Source organism: Paenibacillus artemisiicola (assembly GCF_017652985.1).
In the GTDB taxonomy this organism is placed as follows: Bacteria; Bacillota; Bacilli; order Paenibacillales; family Paenibacillaceae; genus Paenibacillus_Z; species Paenibacillus_Z artemisiicola.
Map to the genome: position 1 here is coordinate 1 of NZ_JAGGDJ010000054.1, position 16,752 is coordinate 16,752.

Genomic DNA, 16,752 nt, shown 5'->3' on the forward strand with positions numbered 1-16,752 from the left:
CGACCCGGCGAGACGGCGATGCGGGCTGCGACGCTGCTCGCCGAGACGCGCGCCCCGATTGGGCGCACCGGACGTCACGGCGCGCCGCTGCGTGAGCGCTCGCGCCAGCCGCCGAGCGTCCGCGAGGCGCCCAGGCGCGACGGCGATGCGGGCTGCGACGCTGCTCGTCGAGACGCCGCCCCGATCCGACGCACCGGGCGCCACCGCGCGTGGTGCCGTGAGCGCTCGAACCAGCCGCCGAGCGTCCGCGACGCGCCCAGGCGAGACGGCGATGCGGGCTGCGACGCTGCTCGTCGAGACGCCGCCCCGATCCGACGCACCGGGCGCCACCGCGCGTGGTGCCGTGAGCGCTCGAACCAGCCGCCGAGCGTCCGCGGCGCGCCCCGGCGCACCCGGCGCCACGCCAGTTGCCCGCGCCGCGACCAGGCGCCTCGGCGCCTCTGGCCAGCCGCGCCCGGTGCCGCTACCCCGAGGCCACCGGCGGCTCGCCCGGCTCGTCCGTCCCCGTGCGGAATCCTCGGACTACGTCCGTACCGCGGATTGACTTACCGTTCACGCGCCCGGTCGGCCGATCAGCCTGTGCGCGGGTATTCCGGTACGGCCGCTTTCCGCCGGGGGGCAGCGCGCCCGCGCGGGTTCGAGAGCTCATCAAATGAACGAAATGCCCGCTTCCCGGTAACGGCGGACGATTTCGGGCGAGACGCCGTCATCCGTAATCATCCCGTTCACGCTTCCGAAATCGTTGATCACGAAGAGGGAGCTGTTGTTGAATTTCGTATGGTCGGCGACGATATAGTTCTGAAGCGATTTTTGCATCATGACCCGGTTCGTTTCCGCCTCCATTTCGTTGAACGTGGTGATCCCCCTCGAAAGGGAGATGCCGTCGACGCCCACGAACGTTTTTTGAATGCTGAGCCGGTTCAGCGTGCCGTCGGCGAGCGGTCCGGACAGCTCGTAACTTTGCGTATTGATCGTCCCCCCCGTCACGATAAGCCGCAGCCCCGGCTTGCCGATAAGCTCGTACGCGATATTGATCGCGTTCGTTACAATCGTCAGCCCCTCGAACTGATCCAGCCGTTTGGCTATGAAATAATTCGTCGTGCCGCCGGTCAAGCCGATGATATCGTGGTCCCGGATCAGGCCGAGCGCTTTTTCCGCGACTTGCTTCTTCTCCTCCGCGTTGATCTCCAGTTTCTTAAAGAACGGCGTTTCCATCTTCATAATTTCGAGCACGGCGCCGCCAAGCGTGCGAATGCATTTCTTCTCGTTCTCCAGCACCTCGAGATCGCGGCGGACCGTCGCTTCGGAGACGGAAAACTGCTTCACGACCTCGCCGACTTGAATCGATCCTTTATCCTTGAGCTGCTCCAAAATCCAACCCCGTCTTGCATCTATTTTGCTCATATCGTACCTCCATTTGAAAAATGCGCAAACATGATTATCATCCTACCATGTTTCGTGAGGTTTATGAAATCGTTTTTTTGCGTCTCGAGCAAATCTTTGCGCGAGGAATCTATTTTTTAAATATTTTTTTTGTTTTATGAATAAAAACTGAATATTTTGATTTACACAATCAAATTATGGTGATACATTGTTCTTGTCAATCATTTTTATGTCGTTGACGAAAGAAATCACCAGGAGGTGAAGTCATGGAATCGAAGCAACGGACGGAGGAACAGGATTCGAAAGAAGCGGCGTTACGGGCGGAAGAAACGTTAACGTACAAGGAAATCGGGGAGCAGGCGGAAGCCGTCGAGACGGCGTTCCGTTCCGCGCTTCAATCCGGCGGCTGGGTGGAGAAATACGTTCGGAAGGGCGGCGAGCAGGCGATCTTTATCGGGTCGGGCTCCTCGTACTACCAGGCGCAGACGATGGCGGCCGTTTACCGGGCGTGGCTCGGACGCCCCGCGATCAGTCTTCCGTCGTCGGACCTGCTGCTGGTTCGAAAGCAATCCGCGGTGGAAGAACGGACGGCCGTCGTGTTCGGCGTCTCCCGCTCGGGCGAATCGACGGAGGTGCTGCTCGCCCTTAAAGCGGCGCAAACGGTAACCGGCTGGAAGACGGCGGGGGTGACCTGCTACGCGGACAGCGAAATGGCGAAGCTGGCTCCGTGCCTCGTCTCCGAGAAGGGCAAAGAGCGCAGCACCGTGATGACCAAATCGTTAAGCAGCATGGTGATGGCCGCGCAAACCGCGATCGCCTCGGCATCGGGCCAGGCGAAATATATCCAGGAGCTGGAGCGGACCGTCGGCGAGGTAGGCGCGGTCGTCGATAAGGCGAAGGCGCTGGCTTCCGGCATCGTGCGGTCGGCTTCGTTCAACAAAACGATCTTTCTCGGCATGGGCGCTTTGTTCGGGATTGCCCAGGAGGGCTGCCTCAAGCTGAAGGAGATGTCGAACGTATGGACGGAAAGCTTCGGTACGTTGGAATTCCGGCACGGGCCGAAGGCGATCGCGGACGATGGCACCTGCATCGTCGTGCTGCTGTCCGAGCAGGCGCGCGAACAGGAGCTGAAGGTGGCGGCGGAGATGAAGGATTACGGCGCTTATATCGTACTTATTGCCGCATCCGCCGGCCCGGACACCGCGTTCGCCGACCAGGTGCTGGAGGTAGGGCTGCCGGACGTCTCCGACGAAGCCCGCAGCATTCTCTACCTGCCGCTGCTTCAATATTACGGCACGTTCACGGCCGTCAAGCTGGGGCTTAATCCGGACCATCCCAAAAATTTGACGCAAGTCGTCGTCTTGTAGGGAGGGGGAGAGACGTGTCGCTCGTATCATCGACGTCCATTCTCCGCCAAGCGAGATTGGAAGGGTATTGCGTGCCGGCCTTTAACGTCCATACGCTGGAGATGCTTCAGGCGGTGGCGGAAGCGGCCGAAGAATCGAAGTCTCCGGTCATCCTGCAGTCGACGACGGGAACGGTGAAGCATCTCGGGGCGACCTATATCGCCGCCGCCGCGAAGACGGCGGCCGAGCTCGTCTCGGTTCCGATCGTTCTTCATCTGGACCACTGCAGCGATTTCGACATCATCGCCAGATGCGTGAGAGCGGGCTATACCTCCGTGATGATCGACGCTTCGATGCATCCTTTCGAGGAGAACGTGCGTCAGACGCGCAAAGTCGTCGAATTGGCGGACGCGGTGGGCATTAACGCGGAGGCGGAGCTCGGCAAAATCGGGGGCGTGGAGGACGGAGTTTCCGTCGGGGAGGACGAGGCCATGCTGGCGGACCCCGAGGAATGCGCCCTGTTCGTGGAACGGACCGGCGTTCATACGCTCGCGCCGGCGATCGGGACTGCGCACGGCATTTACAAAGGCGGCCCGAAAATCGATTTCGATCGGATCGGCTTGATTGCCGGGCTCACCCGGGCGCCTCTCGTCCTTCACGGCGGCTCCGGCATCCCCGACGACCAGGTGCGCAGATGCATCGGATCGGGCATGGCGAAGATGAATATCGCGACCGAGCTGCGGATGGTGTTTACGGAAGCGATTAAGGCCGTGCTGGACCGGAATCCGGACGAGAACGATCCCCGGCAATACATGAAGCCGGCCAAGGAAGCGACGAAGCGGTTCGTCAAGCGGAAGATGGAATTATGCGGATCCGCGGGCAAAGCGGGAAGGTGACGGCGTGATCGTTACGGTAACGCTAAACCCTTCGGTGGACAGGAGAATATGCGTCCCGCAGCTGGCGCTCGGCCGCGTGCAGCGCGCGGTGTCCGCGCATGCCAGCGCCGGCGGCAAAGGGCTGAACGTGGCCCGGGTCGTCCGCCAGCTCGGCGAGGAGGTCGCGGCGACCGGATTTCTGGGCGGCCGGAACGGCGAGTGGATCGCGAAGAAGCTCGAGCAGGACGGCATTTCGGGCCGCTTCGCTTCCATTGCGGGGGAGACGAGAAGCTGCCTCAATCTGATCGATCTGTCCGACGGATCCTCGACCGAGGTGCTGGAGCCCGGTCCCGAGGTGACGGAAGAGGAGATGGCGGCGCTGCTGGACCGGATCCGGGAGCTAGCCGCGCCGGAGACGTGGATGATCGTTTCGGGAAGCCTTCCCGGGAAATGCCCGCCGGATTATTGCGGCCGGCTGGTCGAGATCGCCTCGTCGCGGGGCGCCCGCGTCGTGCTCGATTCGAGCGGGGAGGCCCTTCGGTCAGGCATGCTTGCCGGGCCTTACGCCATCAAGCCGAACGAAGAGGAGTTTCTGCAGCTAACGGGAGCGGACCGCTTCTCGGAAGAGAGGCTGGCGGCGCTGGCGGATGATTTGCGGCGGCGGGGGGTTCGGCATACGATCGTTTCCCTGGGCTCGGAAGGCTGCGCGGCAATGCTGGGCGCCCGGCTTTACCGGGCGAAGCCGCCGCGGGTGAAGGCGGTCAATCCGGTCGGCAGCGGCGACGCCTTCGTCGCCGGATTGGTCGTCGCTTGGCGAAGGGGCGCGGACGACTCCGGCGCGCTGCGGTTCGCGGCGGCCGTCGGGGCGGCCAACGCTTTGTCGGAGGCGACGGGCGACGTCCGCCAAGCGGATATCAAGGCGCTTTGCGAACGGGTCGCGGTCAGCCGGTTGTAAAGGCCCGTTCAAAACTCAGCATTATGCATCGTACTCGTATCGAGCGGGAGAGATGGGAAGATGGCCAAAACGGTCTATGTACTGGGAGAACTAAACGTCGACGCAATCATCTCGGGAAGCCGCATTCATCCGGAGCCCAACAAGGAGAAGTTCGTAGACGATTTCTCGATTACGCTCGGCTCGTCTTCCGCCATTACGGCATGCCGGCTTTCGCAGCTCGGACTGAACGTCTGCTTCGTATCCGTGGTCGGCGATGACGATTTCGGCAAGTATTGCATCGAGCGGCTGAAGCGCTTTGGCGTCAACGTAGAGCATGTGCGAACCGATCCGCGGGAGAAGACGGGAGTGACCGTCTCCCTCTCTACGCCGTCGGACCGCGCCCTGCTGACCTTCATGGGGGCCATCCCCAAGCTGGCCGTGCCGATCATGCCCGACTCGATGATGGAGCGGGCCGATCATCTGCATTTCGGTTCCTTCTATCTGCAGCTCGGCATGCAGCGGGAATGGGCTGCTTTATTCGCGCAAGCGAAGGCGTGCGGCATCACGACCAGCTTCGACGCCGGATGGGATCCGGAAGAGAATTGGCGGCGCCCGCTCATCGACGGGCTGCTGCCCGTGACGGATCTGTTCGTCCCGAGCGAGGAAGAAGCGCTGCGCATCTACGGCTGTTCCGATCTGGACGAATTGGCCGAAGCGCTGCCGAAGCGGCGCGGGAGCGTCGCGGTCAAGTGCGGCAAGCGGGGAGCGCGGATGCTGACGCCGGAAGGAGAATGGCTGCATGAGTCCGGTTTTGCCGTTAAGGCGGTCGATACGACGGGAGCCGGAGATTCGTTTAACGCAGGGCTGATTTACAGCTTTTTGGAAGGAGAGCCGCGGCGGGAACAGCTGATCTTCGGCAATGCGTGCGGCGCGCTCTCCGCGCAGGAGATCGGCGGAACCGGCGGAGCGCTGGATGTCCGGCAAGCGAGAGCGCTCATCGCGGCGCAGCGGCCGGAAAAACCGGGGAAGGTGGCGATGGAATGACGAAAGTCGCGATTATAGGCGCAGGCAGCTTTTTTACGGAAAAGCTGGTGATCGACATGTTGAATATCGAGGGGCTGGAGGAAGGCGAATTCGCGCTGGTCGACCTCGACGCGGAGCGGCTGGAGATCGCCCGCAAGCTGACGGAACGCGTCGTCCAATTGATGGGGAAGCGGTTTAAGGTGTCAGCCTCCGTTAACCGCAGGGACGTGATCGCCGGCAGCCGGTTCGTCATCAATCAGATTGAGGTTGCCGGGCTGCAGACCGTCCGCAACGAGTTCGAAATTCCGCTCAAATACGGCGTGAAGCAGTGTATCGGCGATACGATGGGGCCGGGCGGCCTGTTCAAGATTTTGAGGACGGTGCCCGCATGGCTGGACATTCTGAAGGATATCGGGGAGCTGTGTCCGGACGCGCAAATCCTGAACTACACGAATCCGATGTCGGCCGTTACGCTCGCTACCGTCAAATCCGCGGATATTCCCGTGGTCGGGCTGTGCCATTCCATCCAGAATACGTCCAGGCAGCTGGCGGATTATCTGGATGTCCCGTACGGGGAGCTGAAGTGGCGGGCAGGCGGCATCAACCACATGTCCTGGTTCGTGGAGCTCAGTCGAGACGGGAAGGACCTGTATCCCGGGCTTAAGGCGAAGGCGGAGACGCCCGAGCTGCTGGCCAAGGACCCGGTAAGGCTCGACTTCATGAAATATGCGGGGGCCTTCGTCTCGGAATCGAGCGGGCATTTCTCCGAATATTTGCCCTATTACCGCAAGCGCCAGGATTTGATCGACCTGCACTGCGGCGAAGGCTATCTCGGCGGTACCGGCTTTTACGCGAGCAATTGGCCGAACCGGCGGAGCAGGCTCGACGAAGAGCTCCTCGCCAAGGTGGAGGGAACGCGGGAGCTGTCTCTGGAGTCCAGCAGCGAATACGCGGCCGTCATTATCGAGGGCATGCTGAAGAACGAGCCGAAGATCATCTACGGAAACGTGCCGAACGGCGGCCTGATCGACAACCTCCCGGCGGACGGCATCGTCGAGGTCGCCTGCCTGGTAGACCGAAACGGCGTGCAGCCTACCGCGTTCGGCCGGCTGCCCGAGCACTTGGCCGCTTTATGTCGCAGCAATATGGCCTTTTTCGACCTGGCGGTAAACGCGGTGCTGGAGAACAGCAGGGAGATGGCCTATCATGCGCTGCTGATCGATCCGCTCAGCGCCGCCGTCTGCTCGCCGGCCGAGATCAAGAGCATGTTCGACGAGCTGTACGAGGCCGATAAGCCTTACATTCCCGATCTCCGTTAAGCGCCGCGCGGCATGATGAACCAGGTACATATCGGCGTGGATATCGGCGGTACGAACACGGCCATCGGATTGTTCGATCAAGAGCTGGCCTTGCGGGCGAAACGGTCGTTCGCCACTTCGCTGCCGCATTACCCGGGCAAGACGGACCGTCCGATCCCCTTTTTGGACGAACTCGCGGAACGAATTTTCCGGCTGGTCGGGGAACATGCGCCAGGAGCGAAATTGGCCGCAGTGGGCATGGGAGTGCCGGGCAGGGTCGATCCGGTTAACGGCATCGCGCTGGCTGCGTCGAATCTCGCCTGGGCGAACGTGCCGGTCGCCGCGGAAATGTCGGAAAGGCTCGGCGTCCCGGTGTACATCGACAACGACGTACGGATCTTTATGCTGGGCGAAGCGATGGCCGGAGCGGCCAAAGGGAGCGGGAGCGTCATCGGCGTCACGCTCGGCACCGGGATGGCGGCGGCCGTCATGGTGGACGGCAAAATGTGGGAAGGACATCGCGGGTTCGCGGGCGAGCTCGGGCATGATCAAGTTCCCGGCTATCATGCGCGCTGCAATTGCGGCGGATACGGCTGCCTCGAAACGATCGCTTCGGCTACCGGCATCGCCCGCTTGGGCGCCGAGGCGGCGGCGAATGGGAGGATCCCGTTTCTTCATTCGCCGGACGGCCGGATCACCGCCCGCGACGTCTATCTGGCGGCTATGGCCGGCGATTCCGCCGCGGCGGACATCTTTCGGTTTGTCGGAGCGACGCTCGGCAGCAAATTAACGACCGCCGTTTACCTGCTCAATCCGGAGATGATTATCGTCGGCGGCGGGGCGGCCGCCGCGGGCGAGCTGCTGCTCGGACCGCTTCGGGAAGCGATTTACGGCAAGTATAGGTTTGAAGTCAAGCCGGCTGTCGTCGCCGCCGCGCTCGGGGATAGCGCCGGATTGTACGGCGGCGTTCATTACGCGATCGGCCGGGGGAGCGAGTAGGGAAAGGAGGACGGGGATGGCGAACGGCGATCGGAAGCCCGCGTTATGGATCAATGCCGACATTTACGCGCCCGACGGAATCATCAAGCGGGGGAGGATCCTGGTCGACGGGGAAGGAAGGATCGGGGACGTTGGCGGTCCCGATACGGTATACGGGGACGATATCCCGGTTTTTGACGCCGAGGGGCTGAAGATCGTGCCGGGCTTTATCGACGTGCACGTCCACGGCGGGAACGGATTTAACGCGATGGAGGGAACGTACGAGGATCTGGACGGGATCAGCCGGTTTCATGCCCGGCACGGAACGACGTCCTTTCTGGCGACGACCGCAACGGCATCGAACGAGAGGATCACGAAGGCGCTGGAGGCCGCCGCCGATGCGATGCGAAGAGGCGTGTCCGGCGCCGAGCTCCTCGGCATCCATCTGGAAGGGCCGTTCTTGAACGTCAAGCGAAGCGGGGCGCAGAGCAAGGACGACATCCGTCCTCCCGACCTCGGCGAGATCGAGAGATTCATGCGGTCCGCCGGGCAGCGGATCAAGCTCGTCACGCTGGCGCCCGAGGCGGAGGGAGGACGGGAGGCCGTCCGTTATTTCGCCGAACGCGGAGTGACCGTATCCGCCGGCCATTCGGACGCGACCTACGAGCAGGCCGCGGAGGCTATCGCATGGGGCGTGAGCCATACGACTCACCATTTTAACGGCATGAGCCCGCTGCATCACCGGGAGCCGGGTCTTGCCGGCGCGGGGCTGACGCGTCCCGAGCTTACGACGGAGCTTATCGCGGACGGCATTCACGTGCACCCGGCGGCGGTGAAATTGCTGTTCGACGTCAAATCGCCGATGAACGTGTGCATGATTACGGACGCGGTCGCCTGCTGCGGATTGCCGGACGGCGATTACGGCCGGGTGGTCATGACGGGCGGCCGGATCTATTTGAAGGACGGCTCGAGCCTGGCGGGCAGCTCGCTGACGATGCTTCAGGCGCTGAAGAACGCCATGTCCTTTACCGGCCTGCCGATGGAGCGCATTCTCCCGTCTTTAACCCGGGTACCCGCCCGTCAAATCCGCATGGATTGCCGTAAAGGCGCCCTGGAGGCCGGAAAAGACGCCGACTTTCTAATCCTGGACCAAGAGCTGAATCTGATCTCGACCTTCGTTGCCGGCCGCGAGGCGTATCGTTCCCAAGAAAGCGGTACTATTATCAGAAAATTGAAATAACGATCTCGAAACGATCATATCGGGTGAGGTGAGAAACCGTGATTAAAGCAGCTTTGCTTGGCGCGGGCAGCAGAGGGATGTTCGCCTACGCTTCGTATGCGTTAAGAAGACCGCTCGACATTCAATTCGTCGCCGTGGCGGAACCGAACGAAGAGCGCAGACGGCGATTTGCCGCCGAGCATCGGATTCCCGAGGATAGGCAATTCGCCTCCTGGGAGGAGCTGCTCGAGGAGCCGCGGATTTGCGAAGCGCTTCTGATCTGCACGCAGGACAGGGATCATTTCCGTCCGACGATGAAGGCGCTGGAAGCGGGTTACGACATTCTTCTGGAGAAGCCGATGTCTCCCGACCCGCTGGAGACGATCCGGATGGCGGAGGAGGCGGAACGGCGGAAGCGGATTCTCACCGTGTGCCACGTCTCGCGGTACTCGACCTTCTACAGCGCGGTCAAGAAGCTGTTGGAGGAAGGCCGGATCGGCAGAACGATGACGGTTCAGTGGACCGAGAACGTCGGGTACTGGCATCAAGCGCACAGCTTCGTCCGGGGGAACTGGCGGAATTCGGCCGAATCGAGTCCGATGCTGCTGCAGAAGAGCTGCCACGACATGGATATGCTTCAGTGGTTGATCGGAAGCCGCGTGACCAGCGTATCGTCTTACGGCTCGCTCTCTTATTTCAAAGAAGAGAACGCTCCGGAAGGATCGACCGCCAGATGCACGGACGGCTGTCGGGTCGAGCATGAATGCGATTATTCCGCGCTGAGATTGTATTTGACCGATCAGGATACATGGCCCGCGAGAGTCATCAGCCTGACGAACAGCGTCGAAGCGCGCTTGAAAGCGCTGCAGGACGGTCCTTACGGACGCTGCGTGTACAGATGCGATAACGACGTCGTCGACCATCAGGTCGTTAATTTGCTGTTCGACAACGAGGTGACGGTTGCGTTCACCATGACGGCCTTCACGCATGACGTCAGCCGCTCCTTCAAGATTATGGGCACGAAAGGCGAGCTCAGGGGCCACACCGGCAAAAACGAGATCGAAATCGTTTCTTTCGACGGCCGGCGGGAAACGATTCGCCCACGGGAAGTCGAAGGCGGGCACGGCGGAGCCGATACGATGATCATGCAAAGCTTCGTCCGGCAGGTCGAGGATCGGCAACCGGCGGGAATCTCTTCGGGGATGGAATCCGCCGGCAGCCACCTCATCGTATTCGCCGCGGAAGAATCGAGACTTACGGGCAAGACCGTCGCGATGGACGAATTCGTGCGCCGGCTGAAGGATCTAGGCTCCGGGACGGGAGGCCTCCTCCATGAAGTTTGACGCCATGCATCACCCTTATCCGTCCAAACGGATGACGCTGTACGGAAAGAACGGCATGGTCGCTACTTCGCAATCGGCGGCGGCGCAAGCCGGCCTCGATATGCTGAAGAAAGGCGGGAACGCCGTTGATGCGGCGGTCGCGGCGGCGGCCTGCATGATCGTCGCGGAGCCGACTTCCAACGGCTTGGGAGGAGACGCGTTCGCCATCGTCTACATGGACGGCAAGCTGCACGGCCTGAATGGAAGCGGTTCTGCTCCCGCGGGCATCTCGGCAGACGCCGTGAAAGCGCTTGGGCACAAGCGCATGCCGGCGGTCGGTTGGCTGCCCGTGACGGTGCCGGGTGTCCCGGCATCATGGGCGGCCTTGTCGGAAAGATTCGGAAAACTCCCGTTCTCCGAGCTTCTCCGACCCGCCATCACCTATGCGGCTGAAGGCTGCCCGGTCGCGCCCGACCTGGCACGCGAATGGAAGCGGTATTACGACCGGTACGCGGAGCAACTGCAGGGAGAGGAGTTCGAAGAATGGTTCCGCGTTTACGCGCCGGAAGGAAGGGCGCCGGAAGCCGGCGAAGTATGGCGGTCGCAAGACCATGCCCGTTCGCTCGCGGCCATCGCGGAGACGGGAGCGCGGGCCTTTTATGAAGGCGGTTTGGCCGACCGAATCGATCATTATTCCCGGAAACAAGGCGGCTTTATCCGCAAGAGCGATCTGGAGGCTTACGCTCCTCAGTGGGTCGACCCGATTTCGGTCAACTACCGCGGGTACGATATTTGGGAGCTGCCGCCGAACGGGCAGGGGCTGGTTCCCTTGATCGCGCTGAACCTGTTAAAGGGCTTCGACCGGAGCGAGCGGGATCTTGCCTCCTATTACCACAAGCAGATCGAAGCGATCAAATTGGCTTTCGCGGACGGGAAGGCGTATATCACCGACCCGGAGCACATGAAGATTTCCGTTCGGGAACTGCTGTCGGACTCGTATGCGGAAGAGAGAAGGAAGCTGATCGGGAAGGAAGCGCTTCTGCCGCTGCCCGGGCGATTGCCGAGAAGCGATACCATCTATCTGTGCGCCGCCGACGGGGACGGCAACATGGTGTCCTTCATTCAGAGCAACGCCGACGGATTCGGTTCGGGCGTGGTCGTTCCGGGAACGGGAATCGCGCTGCAGAACCGCGGCTCCGGCTTCTCGCTCGATCCGGCCGACGCCAATTGCCTGGAGCCGGGCAAAAAGTCGTACCATACGCTCATTCCCGGCTTCATTACCCGGAACGGCGAGGCCGTCGGCCCTTTCGGCGTCATGGGCGGTTATATGCAGCCTCAAGGGCATGTTCAGGTCGTGTCCAGCCTCGCCGATTTCGGATTCTCCCCCCAGGCCGCGCTGGATGCGCCGAGGTGGCAGTGGCTTCACGGCAGAACGGTAAAGCTGGAACGCGGATTCGCCGAGCCCGCCGGCCTCTCCCTGCTGCGAATGGGGCACGATATTCAGTGGGCCGTCGATCAATATACGTTCGGCAAAGGACAAATCATTCTCCGGAACAAAGAAGGCGTGCTGGCCGGCGCGACGGAACCGCGCTCCGACGGCGTCGTAGCGGCCTGGTAAACGGCTTTGCGCATTCATTCCTCGCCTCCATCCGCTTCGCGCGAAGCGTACTTCCCGCCTTAAGCCATAAGCAGACGACGCTTCGCTTTTATGGCTTGCATCTCATAGATAGATCGACGCATGTTTTCAAATCGTACCGAGCGAGCCTAGTACATCATCGGAAACCGCGGCAGCCATGAACTCGGCCTTAAAATCGATTGAGGGGGATTCATATGAAAAAGCTGTTTTCCTTACTGATGGTTGCGTTGATGGTCGTTCTGACCGCCTGCTCCGGCGGTTCCGGCGCGGAGGAGGGCAACGCGGGAGGCGCGAATGCGGGCGCCTCCGGCGCGGGGGGCGCCGGCTCCGGCGACAAGGTGAAGCTGCGCTACGCGATCTGGGATAAAAACCAGGAGCCCGCCATGCAGGAAATCATCCGGAAATTCAACGAAGCGAATCCGAATATTTCGGTAACGGTGGAAGTGACGCCGTTCGACCAATACTGGACCAAGCTCGAAACGGCCGCGGCGGGCAAAAGCCTTCCCGACCTATTCTGGATGAACCCGGCCAACTTCCTGAAGTATGCCAGCAACGGCCAGCTCGCCCCGATCAGCGATAAAATCGCGGCCGATCAGGTCGATATGGCGAATTACCCGCAAGCGCTTATCGATCTGTACACGTTCGACGGGAAGGTGTATTCGTTCCCGAAGGACTTCGATACGATCGGCTTATGGTATAACAAAGAGCTGTTCGACAAGGCCGGCGTTCCGTATCCGGACGACACGTGGGACTGGAACAAGCTGGTGGAGGTATCCAAGCAGCTGACGGATCCCGCGAAGGGCATCTTCGGTTTTGCCGCTCCGATCGATTCGCAGCAGGAGCTCGGCTACAATTTTATATTCCAGAACGAAGGGTACGTCATTTCCGAGGACAAAAAATCGCTCGGCTACGGCGAGCCCGCGACCATCGAAGCGATGCAGTTCCTGAACGATCTCGTGCTGAAGTACAAGGTGTCTCCGTCGCTTCAGCAAATGACGGACAACACGGTCAACGTGCTGTTCGAATCGGGCAAGGCGGCGATGATTACCGCCGGCTCCTGGAACCAGATCGAGTTCTCGCAGAACGAATATACGAAGGACAAAGTCGACGTCGCTCCGCTGCCGCAAGGCAAGAAGAGAGCCACCGTCATCAACGGGCTGGGCAACGTTATCGCGGCGAACGCGAAGCATCCCGAAGAAGCATGGCTCTTCTCGAAATTTCTCGGATCGAAGGAAGCGGCCGATATTCAAGCCGCATCGGGAACGGTCATACCGGCGTTCAACGGAACGCAGGCCCCGTTCGTGGAATCGAATTCGGCCTTCGACCTGCAGGTATTCGTGGACGCCGCGAAATACGCCGTGCCTTATCCGATCTCTCTCGAGACGCGCAAGTGGCAGCAGTTCGAAATCGATTATTTCAAGAAAGCGTGGGCCGGGGAAATTTCCGTCAAGGAAGCCGCCAAGATGGTGAACGAAGCAGGCAACAAGGTGCTGGCGGAAGAGCGGCGTTAGCCTGTGCATCAAGCCGCGGCACCGGCCGCCCGGGCGGCCGGTGCCGCCATTAGGAGGAATGCGAATGGACGCCTTAGGATCGAATGCCCCGACGCAATCGGCCGTCCCCCTGAAACAAACAAAAAGGATGGGGATGGGCAGGCTGCGCCGCAACGATTATTTCTGGGCCTATCTTATGATCGCCCCGACCATGATCGGTACCGCCGTTTTCAGTATTTGGCCGCTCTTCCAAACGCTCTATCTCGGCTTTACGAAGTGGGATGCGTTCGGGAATTACGAGTGGACGGGTACGGAAAACTATCGGCGCATGGCAAGCGATCCGGAATTATGGCTTTCTTTGAAGAATACGGCGGTGTTCACGATCTGCACCGTGCCGGTCAGTCTGGTGCTCTCCACGATCGTCGCGATTTTATTGAACCAGAAAATCCGCGGGATTCCGATATACCGCACGCTGTATTTCCTGCCGGTGGTGACGATGCCGGCGGCCGTGGCCATGGTGTGGAAATGGCTGTATAACGCCGACTTCGGACTGCTCAACTATGCGCTGGGGTTCTTCACCGATCTGCGGCCCGGTTGGGTATCCGACCCGTCGATCGCGCTGTATTCCATAGCCGTCGTGTCCGTATGGGGCGGCATCGGGTATAACATGATCATTCTCATTTCCGGACTTCAGGGAATCTCCTCGACCTTGTACGAAGCGGCTTCCATAGACGGGGCGAGCACGATGACGAGGCTGTTCCGCATCACGCTGCCGCTTCTGACGCCTACTTTCTTCTTTCTGACCATCACTTCGCTGATCGGCTCGCTTCAAGTATTCGAATTGATTTTCATGATGATCGGACCGAACAGCATTGCCATCGACGCGACGCAAACGATAGTCTATTACTTCTACCAGACGGCGTTCCTCGATAACGATAAAGGCTACGCGACGGCCATTGCCCTGCTGTTGTTCGCGATCATCTTGCTTGTTACCGTCGTCCAATTTATTTTCCAGAAAAAATGGGTCCATTACGAATAGGGGGCCAAGCCATGCCTACGCAAAAGCGTTTCCGTATGAAGCTCGCCGCAACGCATCTCGTACTCCTCGCCGGAGCGCTTGTCATGACCGTTCCGTTCGTCTGGATGGTGCTTACATCGGTGAAGACGATGGGGGAAGCGACCCGCATTCCGCCGGTCATCTTTCCGAAGGCCATCCAGTGGCGCAATTATGCCGGCGTTTTCGACACGCTTCCTTTTCTCGCCTTCTATTGGAATACCGTCATGACGACGGTCGCGAAGACGTTCGGTCAGCTGGTCTTCTGCTCGCTTGCCGCGTACGCGTTCGCCCGCATCGACTTTCCGCTAAAAAACGTACTGTTCATCCTGCTGCTATCCGTTCTCATGGTGCCGAACCAGGCCTATCTGATCCCGCAATATTTAATCATGGTCAAATTCGAATGGCTGAACACGTTGACCGCCTTAATCGTACCGGGACTTACAAGCGCTTTCGGCACCTTCCTGCTCCGCCAATTTTTCCAATCGATGCCGAAAGAACTGGAGGAGGCCGCGAAAATCGACGGCTGCAACCATTTCCGAATCTACTTCCGGATTTTGCTGCCGCTGGCCAAACCGGGCCTGATCGCGCTGGCCATCATGACCGCGCTCTGGTCCTGGAGCGATTTGATGTGGCCGCTGATCGTCAACAGCTCCCCGGAGAAGATGCCGCTCTCCGCGGGACTGGCTTCCCTTCAGGGGCAGTATTTGACCGACTACCCGCTGCTTATGGCGGGATCGCTGCTCGCGATCCTGCCGATGATTCTCGTCTTTAGCGTCTCGCAGCGCTATTTCGTCGAAGGCATCGCGCTTTCGGGCACGAAGGGCTGAGCCGTAACGATTATCAAAAAAATGGGAGGGGTTATAAGATGAAGAAATCCGGTATTTCGGCTTTCATGCTGGCCTCGATCCTGCTGCTGGCGGGCTGCTCGGGCAACAACGCGGCAAATCCGGGAAGCCCTGCAGGAGAATCCGGCCGTTCCGCCGAGCCCGGCGGCGGCGATTCCGGCTCGGACGGTCCGGTTACGCTGACCTGGTGGACAATGGATACGCCTTCTTTCGTCGAGGCCAACAAGAAATGGATCGAGGCGTATAAAAAAGCGAAGCCGAACGTCACGATTAACTACCAATATTTCCCTTACGATATTTTTATCCAGAAGCTGAAAGCGGCCTATGCCTCGAATACGCCGCCGGACGTCGCCCAAATGTTCGGCACCTGGGTCACGGATTACGCGAAGAACGGCCATCTCCTGGCGCTGGAAGACGATTCGGTCAAGAACGATATCTACGACGCTCCGCTCGGAGGATATACGTACGAGGGCAAGCTGTACGGCATCCCTCACGAATATAATATCGAGAATAACGGCGCGCTGGCCCATAAAAAAATGTTCGATGATAGCGGAATCGCCTATCCGCCGAAAACGTGGGCCGAATTGATGGACGCAGCGGGGAAGCTGACCGTCCGGGACGGGAATAAAATCGCGGTCCGCGGCTTTGACTTTACGTCGACCGACGCGATTAATTTCCTGTTCCTCGCCATGATCCTGCAGCAGGGCGGAAACTATTGGACCGAAGACAACGACGTCGACTTCAATACGCCGGAAGCCGAAAAAGCGTTCGCGGCGATGAGCGATATGATCCTTGCCGGAAAAATAAGCGATATGACGTTATTCGGCACCGACGAAGAGCCTTATATGACCTTCTTCAAAGGAAATTCGGCCATGACGATGGCCGGTCCCTGGGTCATCGCGGAGGGCACGGGTACCTTCGGCGTGAACGACTTCGATTATATGCCGATCCCTCCCTTTGCCGGAGATGCGCCCGTCTTCGCAGCGGAATCCGGTTGGGGCGAGGTCGTATCCAAAGCGAGCGGGCATCCGCGGGAGGCGCTCGACTTCATCCGGTTCACGGCGGATCCGGAGCAGGCGAAAATGTGGAACTTGGCGACGTTTACCGTGCCGGCCAATAAAGCGGTAGCCGCGGACCCCGATTTTACCGGCCAGGTGGCGTTAATGAAGGCTTCGCTGGATTCGCTCGAATACGGCAAGTGGATCGGACCGGTCGGCGACCGCGATTTCTGGTTCAAGACCGTATCCGACAACTTCTACGCCGTCGTTTCCGGCAAGCTCGCCGCGCAGGACGCTTTAAGAACGATAACGGATTCGGTCAACGAAATGCTCGCGCGGCATAAGTGA

The 16,752-nt window shown here is 60.3% G+C and carries 14 protein-coding genes; 13 read left to right on the plus strand and 1 reads right to left on the minus strand.

All coding sequences use genetic code 11. The features are described from left to right. Positions 1–648: 648 nt before the first annotated feature. Positions 649–1,404 (minus strand): DeoR/GlpR family DNA-binding transcription regulator, encoded by a 756-nt coding sequence (locus tag I8J29_RS29535; protein ID WP_208850909.1) that lies wholly within the window; start codon positions 1,402–1,404, stop codon positions 649–651. 245 nt (positions 1,405–1,649) lie between these two features. On the opposite strand from I8J29_RS29535, the gene I8J29_RS29540 reads away from it, so the two are divergent. The 13 genes from I8J29_RS29540 (at position 1,650) to I8J29_RS29600 (ending at position 16,752) form a co-directional block, all read left to right on the plus strand. After that, positions 1,650–2,750: an SIS domain-containing protein gene (locus I8J29_RS29540; protein WP_208850910.1), complete on the plus strand. Its 1,101-nt coding sequence runs from the start codon at positions 1,650–1,652 to the stop codon at positions 2,748–2,750. Positions 2,751–2,764: 14 nt separating this feature from the next. After that, a complete protein-coding gene (locus tag I8J29_RS29545) occupies positions 2,765–3,625 on the plus strand; it encodes a class II fructose-bisphosphate aldolase (RefSeq protein ID WP_208850911.1) in 861 nt (286 codons plus the stop codon). A 4-nt stretch (positions 3,626–3,629) separates the two neighbouring features. Further along, positions 3,630–4,559 (plus strand): 1-phosphofructokinase, encoded by a 930-nt coding sequence (gene pfkB / locus I8J29_RS29550; protein WP_208850912.1) that lies wholly within the window; start codon positions 3,630–3,632, stop codon positions 4,557–4,559. A gap of 60 nt (positions 4,560–4,619) precedes the next feature. Beyond that, positions 4,620–5,582 carry a carbohydrate kinase family protein gene (locus tag I8J29_RS29555; protein WP_208850913.1) on the plus strand — a complete coding sequence of 321 codons (963 nt, stop codon included), beginning with the start codon at positions 4,620–4,622 and terminating at the stop codon, positions 5,580–5,582. Further along, complete coding sequence (gene melA / locus I8J29_RS29560; protein ID WP_090639759.1) at positions 5,579–6,880, plus strand: alpha-galactosidase; 1,302 nt, start codon at positions 5,579–5,581, stop codon at positions 6,878–6,880. The genes I8J29_RS29555 and melA overlap by 4 nt, the downstream gene beginning before the upstream one ends. A 12-nt stretch (positions 6,881–6,892) precedes the next feature. After that, complete coding sequence (locus tag I8J29_RS29565) at positions 6,893–7,858, plus strand: ROK family protein (protein ID WP_208850914.1); 966 nt, start codon at positions 6,893–6,895, stop codon at positions 7,856–7,858. A 16-nt stretch (positions 7,859–7,874) separates the two neighbouring features. Continuing rightward, positions 7,875–9,077, plus strand: a complete 1,203-nt coding sequence (nagA, locus tag I8J29_RS29570; RefSeq protein WP_208850915.1) for an N-acetylglucosamine-6-phosphate deacetylase — start codon at positions 7,875–7,877, stop codon at positions 9,075–9,077. Between the two features lie 38 nt (positions 9,078–9,115). After that, entirely contained in the window at positions 9,116–10,399 is a 1,284-nt protein-coding gene (locus I8J29_RS29575) for a Gfo/Idh/MocA family protein (protein WP_208850916.1), read from the plus strand. Beyond that, positions 10,389–11,996 (plus strand): gamma-glutamyltransferase family protein, encoded by a 1,608-nt coding sequence (locus I8J29_RS29580; RefSeq protein ID WP_208850917.1) that lies wholly within the window; start codon positions 10,389–10,391, stop codon positions 11,994–11,996. Before I8J29_RS29575 ends, I8J29_RS29580 begins: the two co-directional genes overlap by 11 nt. Before the next feature lie 212 nt (positions 11,997–12,208). Further along, entirely contained in the window at positions 12,209–13,525 is a 1,317-nt protein-coding gene (locus I8J29_RS29585; protein ID WP_208850918.1) for an ABC transporter substrate-binding protein, read from the plus strand. A gap of 64 nt (positions 13,526–13,589) precedes the next feature. Next, entirely contained in the window at positions 13,590–14,543 is a 954-nt protein-coding gene (locus I8J29_RS29590; protein ID WP_240546576.1) for a carbohydrate ABC transporter permease, read from the plus strand. An 11-nt stretch (positions 14,544–14,554) separates the two neighbouring features. Beyond that, the gene (locus tag I8J29_RS29595; protein ID WP_208850919.1) at positions 14,555–15,388 is read left to right on the plus strand and encodes a carbohydrate ABC transporter permease; all 834 of its coding nucleotides are present in this window, start codon (positions 14,555–14,557) and stop codon (positions 15,386–15,388) included. 38 nt (positions 15,389–15,426) lie between these two features. Then, complete coding sequence (locus I8J29_RS29600; RefSeq protein WP_208850920.1) at positions 15,427–16,752, plus strand: ABC transporter substrate-binding protein; 1,326 nt, start codon at positions 15,427–15,429, stop codon at positions 16,750–16,752.